We start from the raw sequence: 15,359 nt of genomic DNA on the forward strand, positions 1-15,359 counted from the left end.
ATTCTAAGGGGTGCACTTCAAGAATCAGGATAGGTCCCTTTATAGTTAAGAGTCTCTGTGTAGCTACACTCATTTACATCCTATGCCAAAAGGATTTGTCATCGTGACTTTACCTCAGAGCTTCGTCAAACACAGATTCTATTTGATCAACCTCTTTCGACACCGCGAATAAAACAAACGTCCCTTTCGTCTTCAAAACATGTTTTTCGATGAGAAAATACTCCTCTGGGCGATAGTCTTTCCATTTGATTGTTTGTGCCTCGATCCGTTGTTGTATTTTTTCTTTTATATACTCGGTGTCGCTCGCATCGTTGACTTTGATCACAGCCAGTTCATCCGCTTTCACATTGGATGAAGCCGTGTACAGGATGAAATCCTCTACTTTTCCTGTCTCGATCTGATACAACTTTTGCAGTTTCTCCAGATCCCCTTGCTTCATATCCTGAAAACTTACTGTTTGTTGAATTCTTTCTCCCACTTCTGAGGCCGAAAGTTCTTCGGCAGTCCCCCCGCCACTGGAGCATCCGGCCAATATGCCCATTCCGATAGCAAACATAAGCAGTACAGACAAAAATCGCTTCATTCCATTCACTCCATAATGTTCAGAATAGAGGTGTCTTCAAAAAACGTTTTGACGTTGTAAAGGAATAGCATGTCATGAAACTGCCGATCTTGTATGAGCTTTGTTACGGATTCCTCATAATAGCGAAGGTCAACGACATCGATCTCTGTGAAGTGTTCGGCCAAAAAGGGAATCAGACTATTGGCGTACGAATCTTTCACGATCAGCAGCTTCTTCCCGTCCGGATGCTCCGTTGTGATTCGGACCAGTGCATGGTTGCCGTTGAGGAATAGCGCATACTTATCCTTTTTGGACAGATTGTCCATTTGGTACAAGGAATCCGCGGTACGGCCTTCGTACACGTACTCCACTTTCTTTTTGCTTTCCTCTTTCGGCAAATAAAGATTGATACGATCAGGCTGTAAATGGCGGAAGCCGCTCTTCGAATAGAGCGATCCGTAGAATGCATCCGTCACCTGCCGGATGTTGAACGCAGCTTCGTCTTTTGGAACAATCCCCATCTGCTTGCACAACACCCGATAAGCATAATAAGCGCCTTTGCTCGTCCAATGATGATCCGTTTTATAAAAAATGGCTTCTTCGCGTCCGGCATACAGCGCGGGATAGACATCAACGAAGCGAATATCAGGTTGAAGCGATTGCCGTACTCGATTCAGAGCAGCATGTTCGTCACCAAGTGGTGCGTAGGCGGGCAGTTTATCCCGAAGCAACGCGGCAGCGGTCGGTACCAGCATGATGTACTTGCGGAGATCGGGCGTTTTCTGGTGAATCGAATGGATGGCCTGAATTCTGTCATTCACCTCGGCGTCTTGCGGCGATGAGAAATGTTGAATCAGGTACCCATCCTTACCCAGATAAACACCGTTGCTGTCCTTTTTGCCCATAACACGATCCGCATCCGTTTTTATTCCGATCCAAACGTCTCGGAAAGCAAATTGATCGGTGATATAGGTCTCGTAATCTGATGTGAACTTCCCGCCCAGTAGTGATCGCAGTGAAAAACGCGGCCTGCTCTCGAGCACCCTGTTTTCCGATTCCGAAAATGCCTGATCAGGGGTCAGTATGTTCAAAACAGCCACCATGAGGATAAACAGCAAGAACAACAAGCCCGTCACGGCTCGCGTGCGTTTGTCATATCTGGTCAAACTGCTCCCTCCCCTCAAAACCGAAAATATAAGAATGGATTGTAATCCTCAAAGACCAAATAAGCTGACGACAAAACCAAACTGATGATAGAAAGTGCCAAAGCAGCGATCATGCCTACCGAATTCCATCGGGCTTTCATCTGCTCCAATCCTTTCCGGGGCAGCGGTGTCGCGCACAAGGCCAACAGAACGAGCAATCCGCCATACGTCGTCAGGTCGTAGAGCGCCTGGCGATCCACCCATTCGTGACCCCCGAAACCAAACATCGCACGGATGAACATCCACGCGGAAGGCAAATGTTCGAATTCAAAAAGGACCCACCCGACAACGACAATCATCAGCGTGTAGAGATGTCCTGCCCAGTTCGGCCAACGCTTCAGCCACTTCAGCAAAAACAGCTTCTCAAACGCAACGAAACAGCCGAAATACAAGCCCCATACGATAAAGTTCCAGCTCGCCCCATGCCACAGACCGGTTAAGAACCATACGATCAAGAGGTTACGGAACTGCTTTCCCAAGCCCATCCGGTTGCCGCCGAGCGGAATATAGACATACTCCCGGAACCAGGAACCGAGGGAAATATGCCATCTGCGCCAAAATTCTGTAACGCTTCGTGAAATATACGGATGCTTGAAGTTTTCTGGGAATTCGAAACCGAACATTTTGCCGAGCCCACGCGCCATATCTGAATACCCGCTGAAATCGAAATAAATTTGAAATGTAAACGCCAGGATGCCGAGCCAAGCGGAGAGGACAGTCAAGTCCTCCATCGGCGTCGAGTTCACGTTGGTCCATAGCAGTCCGATATTGTTGGCTAGCAGCACTTTTTTGGCCAATCCCCGGATGAACCATTCCGCCCCTTCTCCGAACTGCTCCAGCGTCACTTTACGAAAGACCAGTTGCTCCGCGATATCCCCATATTTGACGATCGGACCTGCGACCAGTTGGGGAAACATCGTGACGTAAGTGCCGAAAGCAACGATATTTCGTTGTGTCGGCACTTTACCGTGGTATACATCGACTACATAGGACATCGTTTGGAACGTATAGAAGGAAATACCGACGGGCAGTGGCAGATCAGCCACTTGTATATGCAGACCGAATAGATCATTCACATTCGAAACGACAAACCCGGCATATTTGAAGAAACTGAGAATCGCCAGACTTCCGCAAATAGAGCCGAGCAACACTGCTCTGGCAATCGGCTTGCGGTGACTGTACTTGTCGATCACGAGCCCGTTGATATAATCAAATACGGTTGTAAAAATCATGATGACGATATAAACTGGTTCGCCCCATGCATAAAAGATGAGGCTCGCTGCGAACAGAACAACATTTCTCAGCTTCTTGGGCGACACATAATAAACGAGCAGCACGGCGGGCAGAAATTGAAATAGGAATATCAGACTGCTGAATACCAACGTTCGCTTCCTCCCGCGCCGCTATTTTGCGCTCTTCTGACGACCCAGCTCATTTTTTACGTAATCGAGCAGGATCGGGTAAAACTCGGCTTGGAAATGAATGCCGTCCGCATCGTACATGTCAGGATGAGCGGACACGATTGACGACACATCGATGAATCCGACTTGTACCTTGCTTGACAGCTCCTTCAGTCCCTCATTGTAGTCGCCGATATTTCGATAACGGGGCTCCGCTTTTTCTGCCTCTGCCGTAACCGGGGTAACGGATAATATCGTGATGGACGTCTCTGGAAGCCTTACTTTGATGCGATCGATCAATTGGCCGTAATACGACAACGAATATTCCTTGGGATTGTCAGTCGGCCATAAAATGTCATCCGAACCTAGCTGGATAAAAATATGCTGGGGCTTTCGCTTGACCAGTTCGTCTATATCTTGTAGCGCGAATTCAGCCGTTTTCCCTGCACCTGCCAGCACGTTCTTGTCTTTCAGCACATCATGGTAAGACAATCCCTCCGTAATCGAATCTCCGAGAAAAACGCTTGTTTGATACTGTGATGCATATGAGGTTTGCTCCGGAGTGGAGATGTCTACGGCCTGCCTAGTCATCTCGGAAGCAGGTGGTTGTCCATTGGTGCTGCATGCCGCAACCGATAAGGCGACCATTGCGATCAGTGTAATATCCATCATTTTCTTTTGCACTTTCATCTTTCCCCTTTCTTCTTGAACAAGGTAAAGAGTAATCGTCGGAGATCAAGATCAGATGCAGATCGTGTGCAGATTGGGTAGAAATGCAATAAAAAAAGTGCAGAACCAAGGTTCTACACTTTCTTTTTCTTTAATTCAAAATAGAACAAGACGCCTTCCTCCGTATTCATTGCCCCATAGAACGACCCATGCAGTTCTAATATCTGCTTGGAGATCGCCAGGCCCAATCCGGTTCCTCCGGTCGCACGGTTGCGGGAGTGCTCGCCGCGGTAGAAACGATCCCATATCTTCTCCAATTGCTCGGCCGGAATATGGACGCCTTTATTTTCGATGCAAATCTTGACGGTATCCTCCCCTTCAACTGTCGAGATGACAATGTCCTCTTGCTCCGGCGTGTAGCGTATGGCGTTTGTCAGGAAATTCACGATCACCTGCTCGATTCGATGCTGATTGGCGATGACTTCGACTGGGGAGAAACGGTTGTGCAACTGCAACTGCTTGCCGGAGAGGTCCGGTGCCAACTTTACGCAGATTTGCTCCAGTACCACATCAATTCGGAACGATTCCATCTGCATTCTATACGTACCGGATTCATATTTTGCCAATTCCAGCATATCCGCAACAAGCAGGTTCATCTTCTTCACTTCATCTTTCATCGCAGCAAAATAGTAGTCTCGCTTTGGGCTGTCCGCCTTATCCTTCAAAATGTAAAGGCAGCTTTCCATGACGCTGAGCGGAGTTTTCAGCTCATGCGACACACCAGCTATAAATTCTTTACGCGTTTGCTCCAGCCGCTTTTCTTTCTCGATATCCTGCTCCAGCCGGACAATATGGGCATGCAGCATATCCGAAAGCCGATTAATATTCCGTGACAGGCTGCCGATCTCATCCTCTGTCTTGATCGGAATTTTTTCAGAGAAGTCCAGCTTGGCCATTTTTTGGGTCATGTCGTCCATGCTGAGTAAAGGAGCTGCTATTCTGCGGGAATAATAGAAAGAGGCGAGCAGAACGAGCAGCAAGGTACCCGCAATGATGTAGCCGTAATAACTTCTCATGACCTCTGTAGCTTCGTTTACAGGTTGCAATGATGTCATGGCGAATAGATAGGCGGGATTCCCTGTTGGATCGATCACGCGCTCTACGAATACTTTGTAGTCCATATCGTTCTCATTGTAGTTCGTTATGGTGCTTGTTTGCTCCACATAATCCCCGTATAGCAGATCTGCTTGAAAAGCTTTCACCCGTTCAAGAAATAAGCGGTTCGTATAACGGGATACATCCGCGCCTTGCGGTGTCCGGACCTGTGTGATGGTTCCGTGCACCAGTACGCTGGGATAACGCTCATGGTATTCGGTAGGACTCTTGAATCGCGGGACGACCTCATACTCTTTTTTGACGAGTTGCTGATTCTCTAGTCGATTTTCCTCTCTGAGATTGGAGACACTCCTCCCGATCCGCTGCGGAAACCATTGATTATCGACCATGATCCCTTCCATGGCAATCTGTTGACCCGTTTTCACAAAGGTATCGATGAAGGGGTTATCATCGCTTACATCCTCCACATCCATGACCGTGTACAGCGGAACGACAATCGACTTGCCAGAAAGAGCAGGGGTGGCGTCCGAGTGCTCTAGCCGGACCTCCATCTCGAAATCGTCGGTGTATTTCAAATGACCGCTATCATCCAATCGAGCAAACCAGGCATTCGTCTTTTGATAAAACTCCTGTTCCTTCCTGACTTCATCCTGGGAATCCCCGGCATGAGTCAACTCGTTTTGCCGATAGAATTGAAGGGCTTCCTTCACCTTCTCTACCTTTTGATGCACATAAAACTGCTCGAAAAATACGGTTTGTCCGATAAAAATACTCGCGATCACAAACAGGCATAATCCCGTTGTGAGGAGAAACAGCTTGAGTACAATGCTTGTTCTCATGGCCGATCCTCGAATTTATAACCGGAACGAACAACAGTGACGATATGCTTCGCATGCTCTCCCAGCTTGGAACGCAAATTGCGAATATGGCTGCTGAGCGTACGATCCTCGCCGTCAAAGTCGTAACCCCAGATTTTTGTAAGGAGCTGTTCTCTGGTGAGAATGATGCCTTTGTTTTTCATCAAGTAGGCCAAAATTTCGAATTCTGTGTGCGTCAGGCTATAGTTCTTTCCCTCAATCGAAACGGTTCGGGACGGCAAGTGAATCGTAATCCCGCCGCCGGACAACATATCCCCCGGTTCTTGGATTTGCCGATTTTCCAGCAACCGCTTGGCGCGTGCCAGCAGGATGGGAGGACTGCACGGCTTCACCAAATAATCGTCCGCTCCGAGCTCGAATCCAAGCAACGTGTCATCCTCATCCGCACGAGCTGTTAACATCAGAATGGGGACGTTGGAAACTTTGCGAATGCGTCTGCATACTGACCACCCGTCCAATTCCGGCAGCATAATGTCCAGAATGATCAAATGAACTTCATGCTCTTGAAATAACGTCAGCGCCTGACTCCCGTCCCCCGCTTCCAGCACTTCGTATCCTTCGTCCATCAAGTATTCCTTCATAATCTCTCGCAAAACCTGCTGGTCTTCCACTATCAGTATCGTTTTCGTCATGCTAATGACCTCTCGTCTTCTATCTCTCCAAAAGATATTTTTTAGAATGTTATCATGAGTTTGGGGTCGTCACAATATGGCAGTACTGTAAAAGGTCGTTATGGACGCTTGGCAAATGGTCTAGCGAATGGGGCTTTTCATTATTCATAAAAATTTTCCTCGATCAGCTCCTCGAATGAATCCGCTTATAACTTGATCTCCCCGGTATCGTGATAACAGATGAAAACTTTCCTGCCGGAGGTTGTAACACAAAAAGTGACCAAATGAATGGTCACTTTTTCCTATTAGATGGTTCTATTTATTATCTCGTAGGCTAACGATGGATGTACCTAGTTGACAATGAAGAAAAATGGAGTGCAAAGACATGAAGAACTTTCATTTATTAGCGCTTTGTGATTAATATGCTTGATGTAATGTCGTTAAATCCGTGGGGAACCAAATCGGGAATCGTGGTGCCCTCTAGATAAGCATTACCACTAAAACTCAAACTTCTTCCAGTAAAGTTTGCATGTTCGAATATCGTTATATCATATGGTCCGACGATACGAATGGACGAAATCTTGTCATTAAGTGGGATAGTGCTCGCGCTTGAGGTAACCTTGATCCAATCGCCGCTCATTCCGTAGTTATCGTACAAGTAAACTCCATTTAGCTCTTCTTGATGTCCAGAAAGATAAAGAGAAGAAGCTTCATCGTTCCCAATCTTTTCGTCACTCATGTCACGATCACTGAACAAATAAGTAGTGCTACGTCCAGTCCAATTTAAGTGTTCGAAAACAGTTACGTTGTATCGATTATCTAAAATCTTGATCGAGGAAGCTTTGTCATTGAAGAATTTTTCATCAAGTGTATTAATTCTAGTACCCGCGTATAGACCTAAGCAGTAACCTTGATAGTCTGCATCTTCGCACAAATATGCTACTGGTGAACCTGTCCCATTCGCTGATACTGGACCTGACCCTAATGCAATGAATGCCAACACGAACGTTGTTAAAGCACTTAAGTTCAACAAACCCCGTTCGGGACTTACACCCTAGAGCTATCGCCCTTGCTGGGCGCACAATAAAAGCCAAATCTTGTCAGCTAACAAGATTTGGCTCATTTCTACTTAATTCTACTATCTCCATATTTTCCTGCCCCATGAGCTGGACAGTCATCCTCATCGCTTATTTTTCAATTTTGTAATAGCGATCCCCGGTCTTCGGATTGAAGTATACACGACGCTTTTCCTGCGTTACCGGATCGATCGTCACTTCATTCGTGGGCTCAAATCCGGGCGGGACGACTTCTCCGTGGTCTTGGTGCAGTCGCTTGTCCTTTATTTTGGAAATGATTAGCAAGGTGATGAAAAGCAAGATCTGAAACACAATGTAATAAACAACATAAATCATTCATTATACCTTTTCAACGACAACTGCTGTACCGAACGCGACAACTTCCCCCATATTTCCCATATTTCCAGAGTCGTAACGACACATTACCACAGCGTTAGCTCCCATGGCAGTTGCGTTTTTAATCATGCGGTCAAGCGCTTGTTTGCGCGCGTCCTCCAGGAGCACCGTGTATCCTTGATTTCTCCGCCAACTACTGAACGAAGACCTGCCATGATGTCTCCGCCAATTCCGCGTGCTCGAACGATTAAACCGAATGTGGTTCCTTTTACTTCAACGACACGATATCCTGGAATGTTTTCTGTAGTTACAACTATCATTTGCTTCTCCTACTTTCTATGTTTTATTTTTCAAGATCACATGTAGCACGCTGTCAGCGCTAAAATGACTAATGATCGCAACTTCTACACCATATCGCCAATATAGGAAGCCAAACAAGATGCCCAAAACAGTCATAACCCAGACGCATGAGCACTTCTTACAGACCCCTCCGTAAAAAGACGACAGAAAGCCATAGAACACCCAGTGATCTTTGGCTCGACTGATGGGCTTGACGATAAGGAAGACAGCCATATGTTGCTTCAACGCCCAAGATAACGCTGATGAAAGTTGATGGAAACCACACGTAACGCATTTTGGTATGTAATTCGTCAAGAAATCGAACATAAATAAGCACTTGAGTTCCCATAACGTTTCTGTACTTTCTTATTTGGTTTGTCTAAATATTTTATTACATAGCACTTTCCGAAGTATGTATCATGTCGAGTGACATAAGCATTTTCTGGCAACACACAGTCAGTATTCTTGGTTACATCACTCGACAACAACTTGTCAATTACGATTCGAAACGTGAATATCTAAATGTATGCCAAATTTCATTATCATCCTTAATGGTTAGATAGATTTGCCCCGCACCATAATCCGCCATGGCTGCGTATACTTTTCCAGGGGTATATTCGCCTACATATTTACCATAATAATCGCTATCAAATGTTAATCTTCTTTCCGATATCTCAAAGGTTACCGATGTCCCTGTCGCTGCAATACATTTGACATTTACTTTATCGACTGCTGGCTGTTGATAGGTTTGATCATTTTGCGTTTGCACTGGGCTTTGCAGTCTAACAACTTCTAAATCCTTTTTTAATCCGTCATTCTTTTTCATACATGCTGACAAGGCTTCTTGTACTTCTGCCAAACGTCGCTCTAATCTGGCGATGTGTCTCAATAATTCGTAATCGTTGTAGCGTCTGCCTTCTCCTGCCGAAATTGGATAATAACCCTCTTGTGGATACCACCCGTACATAATTTCCCTCCTCCATTGGCTTTGATACACTTTACGTTATGGTTTTTCCGCCTATTCGTTCGCCTATTTTACCAGAAATTGGTTTTAGACTAACTCCACAAAATGAAACAGCGGCCAGCTAAGACCTGAAAATAAAGTCTTATACTGGCCGCTGTTCTTATTGAACGAACGTTTACATTAGGTTCATGTCATAACGGGGTAAGGCATCATCAAGATTTTGCCACCGCCACCAAATCGTTTCTCACTTGCGATCACAATGCTGACTTATCGCTTATCAAATTCCACGCCGTATTTATGGAAGATGGCCCTGTATTTATTCTCGAATATGGTCCATCGCTTTTCTGTTCCGTACTTTTCCTGCAACGTCTTCCAATAATGTTTAGCCGCTACTACATCATTAGATTGTAAGAGCAAATGAAAGCTTTCTTCGCTCAGATGTAAAAATGGACCTGAAGTGTAATAATCAACAATGGATCTGGCACTAGTCATCGTATCATAGAAATGAATAACCTCTTCTAATCCACTTAGCAGCGTTTTGCTAACATCATCCATATTCGTTTCAGGAGTGATTGAAAATCGATCCGGAGCAGACTCAACCATTTCTCCAATTCTTGCTCTGAAATGACACTCCGCTTCTTTAGGTGCTGTTAGAATCTCTCTCGACTGTATTTGTGCCAACTCCGCTGCATAAATGCCGCAGTTCACATAAAACATGACATTGTCCGCTGCATTGCCAGCAGATTTTTGGAAGTTGAACATGTAGATGAGGTTTTCTGTACTCTTAAGGAAATTCAAACTCTTCTTTGCGAAGCCATGCTTGGAAAGGAAGGGCTTTACGTCCTGTTTAATCATATCGTTAAAGAGCTGCTGCAACATGATCCCTCCTAGGAGTTTATTATAGATTTTTTGTTTCAAATATGTATTTGTAAAAGCATTCTGCTGGCGTTGTTCCGCCAAAAATCACGAGGGCTTACGCCAAGGCCAAGCAAGGTCGAGCAGAGAAGCGACGGCAACTCCCGCAGTGTACCGCACAAGGTCCGCCGTCAAAAAGCCTTTTCCTAATACCAACGCCCCCATAGTTGTCTCTCGGAGGTAATTGATCCAATCGGCCTGATACAATTGGCTGCCCTCGATCGCAAAGCAAAACGCGAGGCTCCACCACAGCGCGAAAGAAATCTTTTTATGAGCATACAATGTGCGAAAGCCGAAGTAGATCATGCACGCCCATAATGCATCGCCAAAATGCTCAGCTACAAAGACAGGCAACACATCAGCGAACGCTCTGGACCCTAAGCCCAAAGCCATGACAACAAAAACGGCGACGATATAGGCGACCCTCTCTCTCCATCGACACACGGAGCGCTCGTTACTTATGCTCATAGGTATCGTCCGGTAGTACTTCCATTCGGCTTTGTGCATACACCATCAATCTTCCTCTTTTATGTATCTATTTTTTTCACAGTCTAACATTTTATTTTTAAGTCTAAAACATTATTTTCAGTGAACAACAAGATTGAGCTACGTTATCGCCACCACGTATTTTCGTCTACTTACTACTTTGCAAGTTTTTCACTTTGCGTTGCGACCTTTTTGGTATAAAAACAGATGACTTAATGGTATCTATACCCATCAAGTGATCTGTTTTATGATGTTGAGCTATTTCCGCTAAAAAGTTGAACAGTCTGCCTTATCCAAGATATTAAATTCGATCATTTTCTCAAGTAATGAGAAATCAACCGGACGATCCCACCGGATACGTACCAACTCTTTGGTGTGATCATAGCCAGCCTGCACAATTTCATCAGAAAAATGAATAATCCCTGCCCTTTCTGGAGAAACAGCCAAATGATGTTTGGCAACGCTAAAGCTACTTCAGCGCTGGATTCAGGGAATCAGGTTTTTTTAGAATCATCCAACGTTTCATTAATCATGAATCGCTTCATCCTGAAACTAGATTTTAACATTTTCAGATTGTACTCCCTGTCTAGCAAGTTAACAAAGAAGGTGCTCGTGAGTGTACCTACACGATCCGTGATCAGCGATTGGCTCAAGTACGGCAAAGCTTTCTTCATCTAATAGTTAAAAACCAATTGGATAATTGTACCTTCACCCAGCTTACTTTCTATTCTTATTTCAGCGTCATGAATGTTAGCGATCTCCTTACATAATGAAAGCCCGAGCCCGAGGCCTCCTCCATTCGCTCTCGATCTCGATTTGTCGGACATAAAGAATGGCTCAAAAACTTTTGTTATGTCGTCATCAGGAATACCGATCCCTGTATCTTTCACTTCCAGAATAATTTTCGACTCAGTATCTCTGTAAGAACGCAGAAGTATTTTATCGTTGTTCTTCGATGCTTTAATCGCATTGTCTACCAAGTTTGCAAGCAAAATTTTCATCAAATCCTTATCCATTAAAACACTCAGATGCTCCGTCGATATTTCCAGATCTATATTCTTTATGTTCAGCTTTGGAATAAAGGAATGTTTGATTTCCACAAAAAGTTCGTCAAGTTTTCCCTTTTTTAACTCAAAATCTTCTTTTCGCAAAACAATGAGCTCCATAAGCTTAAATGTCAGTTTCTCTAGCCGCTTTCCTTCTTCATAGATAAAGCTTAATGAGTTGATATAAGTCTCTTCATCATATTTATTCGTTCGTAAATAATCCGCATAGCCTATGATCGAAGTTAAAGGAGTCCGAAGTTCATGTACCAGGTTATCGATAAACCTTTGTTTGTCTTCTGAAGATCTTTTAAGCTGGTTTACTTTATCTTCTACATCAACGGCCATCAAATTGAAATTTTCCGCTAACAACCCGATTTCATCTTTCGATTTGACCATGACTCTTTCGCTGAAATTCCCGCCTGCAATTATTCTTGTTGACTTGATAAGTTTATTAATCGGTTTTACTATAAACTTGCTCATTGTTATGGTAACGATGACCAAAATTGCTGAGATAAGAGCATTTAACTTGATTAAAAGGCTTAATAAGTCTTTTCTATTTTCATAAACACTCGAAATATCTTTCACGTAAGAAAGCTTATAGTGATTATTTTCCAAATAAATATTCTTAGCTATAAATAAGTATGTCTTTTCCCCTAGATCCCGTATGATGTAATTTACTTTATCGGTTGGGATGTTTAATTCTTCACGATGAGTAAGAGTTATCTTGTTATTTTTAAAATGACTAAAAATAACTTTGTTTTTTTCATCTATTACATCCAGATATACATCCTGTTCTCCAAGGTTGTCCAAGTAGGTACGAATCATTGAATCGATGCTTGGTTTGCCAACTCCTTCAGCATCTGGGGTTGAAGATTTTTGAACTTTAAGTAGATATAGATTTGATTCTAAAGAGTTAGCAAATCGATCCTGTTCACTTATCCCGGAACGGATCTCCAAATTGAGATTGAGTTCAAAGCTGCTATTAATCAGGTAAATGGATGCTGGTACAAAAAAGATTTCAAATATGATTAATGTACATAAAAATATCCTCTGCCAAAATTTCATTTATTCCTCCAGCCTATATCCCAATTTAAATACTGTTTTAATTTCATCTTTCCATCCCAGCTTTCTTCTTAGCTTTTGTATATGGTTGTCAATCGTCCGCGTCTCGCCAACGTAGTCATATCCCCAAATTTTTTCTATGATTTTTTCCCTCGTTAATACGATGTTTTTATTTTGCACTAAAAACACCAATAATTCGAACTCTTTCAAGGTAAGCTCAATCATTTCACCGTTCTTTTTCACCTGCATTTCTTGCAAGTATACTTCTGTGTCTTTAAAATGTATGATGTTGCTTTTTTTATTGTAATGTCTTAATACATTTTCAATCCTGGCCAGCAATTCAATTCCTTCAAAGGGTTTCGTCATATAGTCATCTACTCCCGCTTTTAATCCATACACCTTATCTGTGACCGAACTTTTCGCAGTTAAAAAAATGACAGGTATCCCTAAAGGTTTAATTTTTTCGAATAAAGTAAATCCATCAACTTTCGGAAGCATCACATCCAAAAGTATGAGATCAAAACGATCTCTTTCAATAATATTTAGGGCTTCCTCTCCATCAAAAACGATTGTACTTTCATAATTTGCCGTATTTAAATTCAATTTTATTAAATTTGCTACTGCGATATCATCTTCAACCACTAAAATTTTTATCATTCAGTTTTTACCTCGTTCCTTTTGTAACGGTTAGATGGAGTAAGTACCAATTTGGGCACTTACTCCATCTAATCAGTCCTACAATTTTTAATTCACTTTCAGTCCTCTGAAATTCTCACGGTAGTCTTTTGCTACGGAAGGTAGAGTGATTAATCTATCATAATTAATCTCATAACTGGATACTGAATAATTCTTCAGACTAATTGTCATTTTTACATCCCTTCCATCTCCGAGAGCGCAAAGAACACGTATGGTTCCGGAACTAGCACTCTTACTTACCTTCATCGTATTTTCCTTAACCTTTTTCTGTTGTTTACCAAAAAAGTTGATAACCGCAGATTTAACTTTCGCATCATTGATTGTTGTCTCTGAGCTTCGATCTTCATCAGTGAAAGCAGTTAAAGAAACAATTTCACCTGTTTTTTCATTTATGACAATGTTATTAGAAGCGCCCATTGGCTGGTTTAAGTCTTCAGCACGAGCAAACTGTACCACGATAACATTTGCCGTATCTTTTTTGGCGTTTTCTTTTAATACAGCTGCATCTTCTTTTGAAACTAAACCCATAAAGAACTTAAAGTCTTCTTGCGCGTTCGTTCGCTTTACATGCGCCTCACCAAAAGATTTCGCGTCAAGACCCCTATAGTCTTTTAGAGCTTTGGTTGCCATTTTTACCGCTTCTTCATCACTAATCTTTCCATTTGCTACTTTGGCTACAGTTGTTTGATTTGTGCTATTTCCTGCTTTACTTGTCATTGTTACGACGTTGTTTTTAGTAGAATGAACCGCGTTTTCGCTTGCAAATACAGCTGCTGTAGAACCGCCTACAATTGATAGTGCCATTGACAAAACGAGAATATTTCTTTTGTTCATGGTAATGCCTCCTGGGATTTTTGGGTTAGATAGAGTAAGTATCATTTCGGGCACTTACTCCATCTTATCCGTCCTACAATATCTTCATTTACTTACATTTCTCTGAAATTCTCACGGTAATCTTTTTCTTCGGAAGGTAGAGGAATTAGTCTGTCATAATTAATCTCATAACTAGATACTGAATAATTCTTCAGACTAATTGTCATCTCTACATCTCTTCCATCTTCCAGGTTGCAAAGAACACGCACGGTTCCGGAACTAGTACTCTTACTAACCTTCATCGTATTTTCCTTAACCTTTTTCTGTTGTTGATCAAAAAAGCTGATAACCGCAGATTTAACTTTCGCATCATCGATTGTTGTCTCTGAGCTTCGATTTTCATCAGTGAAAGCAGTTAGAGAAACAATTTCCCCTGTTTTTTCATTCATGACAATGCGATTAGAAGCGGCCATTGGCTGGTTTAAGTCTTCAGCCCGAACAAACTGTACAACGATAACATCTGCCGTATCTTTTTTGGCGTTTTCTTTTAATACAGCTGCATCTTCTTTTGAATATAAATCCATAAAGAACTTAAAGTCTTCTTGGTTGTTCGTTCGATTTACATGCGCCTCACCAAAAGATTTCGCGTCAAGCCCCATATAGTCTTTTAGAGCTTTTGTTGCCATTTTTACCGCTTCTTCATCACTAATCTTGCCATTTGCTACTTTGACTACATCATTCGTAGTGGTTTGATTTGTGCCATTTCCTTCTTTGCTTGCCAACGTTACGACTTTGTTTTTAGTAGAATTAATCGCGTTATCGCTTGCAAATACCGCTGCTGTAGCACCGCCTACAATTGTTAGTGCCATTGACAAAACGAGAATATTTTTTTTATTCATGGTAATGCCTCCTGAAATTTTTTGTTTTTGGTTTGGGCACGAAACCCTTGTTACAGTTAATAGAATATAGCGTTCATATGTTAAAAGTATCTTTCAGTTGTCTCCAAGTTGTAAATTCTATAAAAACCATTTCGTTCGTTGTTACAGAGAAGATTGAAAACCACCTGGAGGCTTACTTCAGATGGTTTTCAAGAGCAGTTTTCACATTCCTACCAATGAATGAGAGTAGAACATCGTAACCGAATCAATTTCTACTATTACTATAGAAAATATAAAGCAAAGAACA

General features: G+C 42.8%; 15 protein-coding genes and 2 pseudogenes. All 17 read right to left on the reverse strand.

What is annotated here, in order from left to right; translation table 11 throughout:
* Nucleotides 1–109: 109 nt before the first annotated feature.
* Nucleotides 110–583 carry a DUF4358 domain-containing protein gene (locus C7R92_RS26730; RefSeq protein ID WP_106836226.1) on the reverse strand — a complete coding sequence of 158 codons (474 nt, stop codon included), beginning with the start codon at nt 581–583 and terminating at the stop codon, nt 110–112.
* A gap of 5 nt (nt 584–588) precedes the next feature.
* Entirely contained in the window at nt 589–1,728 is a 1,140-nt protein-coding gene (locus tag C7R92_RS26735) for a DHHW family protein (RefSeq protein ID WP_106836227.1), read from the reverse strand.
* A 14-nt stretch (nt 1,729–1,742) separates the two neighbouring features.
* The gene (locus C7R92_RS26740; protein WP_106836228.1) at nt 1,743–3,149 is read right to left on the reverse strand and encodes an MBOAT family O-acyltransferase; all 1,407 of its coding nucleotides are present in this window, start codon (nt 3,147–3,149) and stop codon (nt 1,743–1,745) included.
* Nucleotides 3,150–3,170: 21 nt separating this feature from the next.
* The gene (locus tag C7R92_RS26745; RefSeq protein WP_106836229.1) at nt 3,171–3,857 is read right to left on the reverse strand and encodes a GDSL-type esterase/lipase family protein; all 687 of its coding nucleotides are present in this window, start codon (nt 3,855–3,857) and stop codon (nt 3,171–3,173) included.
* A gap of 113 nt (nt 3,858–3,970) precedes the next feature.
* The gene (locus tag C7R92_RS26750) at nt 3,971–5,791 is read right to left on the reverse strand and encodes a sensor histidine kinase (RefSeq protein ID WP_106836230.1); all 1,821 of its coding nucleotides are present in this window, start codon (nt 5,789–5,791) and stop codon (nt 3,971–3,973) included.
* A complete protein-coding gene (locus tag C7R92_RS26755) occupies nt 5,788–6,462 on the reverse strand; it encodes a response regulator transcription factor (RefSeq protein ID WP_106836231.1) in 675 nt (224 codons plus the stop codon). The genes C7R92_RS26750 and C7R92_RS26755 overlap by 4 nt, the downstream gene beginning before the upstream one ends.
* Nucleotides 6,463–6,844: 382 nt before the next feature.
* The gene (locus C7R92_RS26760) at nt 6,845–7,471 is read right to left on the reverse strand and encodes a hypothetical protein (RefSeq protein ID WP_106836232.1); all 627 of its coding nucleotides are present in this window, start codon (nt 7,469–7,471) and stop codon (nt 6,845–6,847) included.
* Between the two features lie 157 nt (nt 7,472–7,628).
* On the reverse strand, nt 7,629–7,853 hold the full coding sequence (locus tag C7R92_RS26765; protein ID WP_017248564.1) for a hypothetical protein: 225 nt from the start codon (nt 7,851–7,853) through the stop codon (nt 7,629–7,631).
* 3 nt (nt 7,854–7,856) lie between these two features.
* Nucleotides 7,857–8,173 (reverse strand): annotated as a pseudogene (locus C7R92_RS26770) (heavy metal-binding domain-containing protein).
* A 515-nt stretch (nt 8,174–8,688) separates the two neighbouring features.
* A complete protein-coding gene (locus tag C7R92_RS26780) occupies nt 8,689–9,159 on the reverse strand; it encodes a hypothetical protein (RefSeq protein ID WP_017248562.1) in 471 nt (156 codons plus the stop codon).
* A gap of 264 nt (nt 9,160–9,423) precedes the next feature.
* Nucleotides 9,424–10,035 carry a DUF4304 domain-containing protein gene (locus tag C7R92_RS26785; protein WP_106836233.1) on the reverse strand — a complete coding sequence of 204 codons (612 nt, stop codon included), beginning with the start codon at nt 10,033–10,035 and terminating at the stop codon, nt 9,424–9,426.
* 84 nt (nt 10,036–10,119) lie between these two features.
* Nucleotides 10,120–10,578, reverse strand: coding sequence for a ribosomal maturation YjgA family protein (locus C7R92_RS26790; RefSeq protein WP_106836234.1), 459 nt, complete (start codon nt 10,576–10,578; stop codon nt 10,120–10,122).
* A gap of 246 nt (nt 10,579–10,824) precedes the next feature.
* A pseudogene (locus C7R92_RS32990) lies at nt 10,825–11,025 on the reverse strand (DUF1801 domain-containing protein); the annotation flags it as partial.
* 206 nt (nt 11,026–11,231) lie between these two features.
* Nucleotides 11,232–12,668, reverse strand: a complete 1,437-nt coding sequence (locus tag C7R92_RS26805) for a sensor histidine kinase (protein ID WP_106836237.1) — start codon at nt 12,666–12,668, stop codon at nt 11,232–11,234.
* Nucleotides 12,669–13,322 (reverse strand): response regulator transcription factor, encoded by a 654-nt coding sequence (locus C7R92_RS26810; protein WP_106836238.1) that lies wholly within the window; start codon nt 13,320–13,322, stop codon nt 12,669–12,671.
* A gap of 87 nt (nt 13,323–13,409) precedes the next feature.
* The gene (locus C7R92_RS26815; protein ID WP_106836239.1) at nt 13,410–14,195 is read right to left on the reverse strand and encodes a hypothetical protein; all 786 of its coding nucleotides are present in this window, start codon (nt 14,193–14,195) and stop codon (nt 13,410–13,412) included.
* A 92-nt stretch (nt 14,196–14,287) separates the two neighbouring features.
* Complete coding sequence (locus C7R92_RS26820) at nt 14,288–15,073, reverse strand: hypothetical protein (RefSeq protein ID WP_106836240.1); 786 nt, start codon at nt 15,071–15,073, stop codon at nt 14,288–14,290.
* Nucleotides 15,074–15,359 lie beyond the last annotated feature (286 nt).

Origin of the sequence: Brevibacillus porteri (genome assembly GCF_003013475.1) — a bacterium.
In the GTDB taxonomy this organism is placed as follows: Bacteria; Bacillota; Bacilli; order Brevibacillales; family Brevibacillaceae; genus Brevibacillus; species Brevibacillus porteri.

Excerpts from the sequence above, each read along its gene's own strand:
- C7R92_RS26730 (WP_106836226.1), bottom strand. The coding sequence starts at position 583 with ATGAAGCGATTTTTGTCTGTACTGCTTATGTTTGCTATCGGAATGGGC.
- C7R92_RS26745 (WP_106836229.1), bottom strand. The coding sequence starts at position 3,857 with ATGAAAGTGCAAAAGAAAATGATGGATATTACACTGATCGCAATGGTC.
- C7R92_RS26750 (WP_106836230.1), bottom strand. The coding sequence starts at position 5,791 with ATGAGAACAAGCATTGTACTCAAGCTGTTTCTCCTCACAACGGGATTA.
- C7R92_RS26755 (WP_106836231.1), bottom strand. The coding sequence starts at position 6,462 with ATGACGAAAACGATACTGATAGTGGAAGACCAGCAGGTTTTGCGAGAG.
- C7R92_RS26765 (WP_017248564.1), bottom strand. The coding sequence starts at position 7,853 with ATGATTTATGTTGTTTATTACATTGTGTTTCAGATCTTGCTTTTCATC.
- C7R92_RS26780 (WP_017248562.1), bottom strand. The coding sequence starts at position 9,159 with ATGTACGGGTGGTATCCACAAGAGGGTTATTATCCAATTTCGGCAGGA.
- C7R92_RS26785 (WP_106836233.1), bottom strand. The coding sequence starts at position 10,035 with ATGTTGCAGCAGCTCTTTAACGATATGATTAAACAGGACGTAAAGCCC.
- C7R92_RS26790 (WP_106836234.1), bottom strand. The coding sequence starts at position 10,578 with ATGCACAAAGCCGAATGGAAGTACTACCGGACGATACCTATGAGCATA.
- C7R92_RS26805 (WP_106836237.1), bottom strand. The coding sequence starts at position 12,668 with ATGAAATTTTGGCAGAGGATATTTTTATGTACATTAATCATATTTGAA.
- C7R92_RS26810 (WP_106836238.1), bottom strand. The coding sequence starts at position 13,322 with ATGATAAAAATTTTAGTGGTTGAAGATGATATCGCAGTAGCAAATTTA.
- C7R92_RS26815 (WP_106836239.1), bottom strand. The coding sequence starts at position 14,195 with ATGAACAAAAGAAATATTCTCGTTTTGTCAATGGCACTATCAATTGTA.
- C7R92_RS26820 (WP_106836240.1), bottom strand. The coding sequence starts at position 15,073 with ATGAATAAAAAAAATATTCTCGTTTTGTCAATGGCACTAACAATTGTA.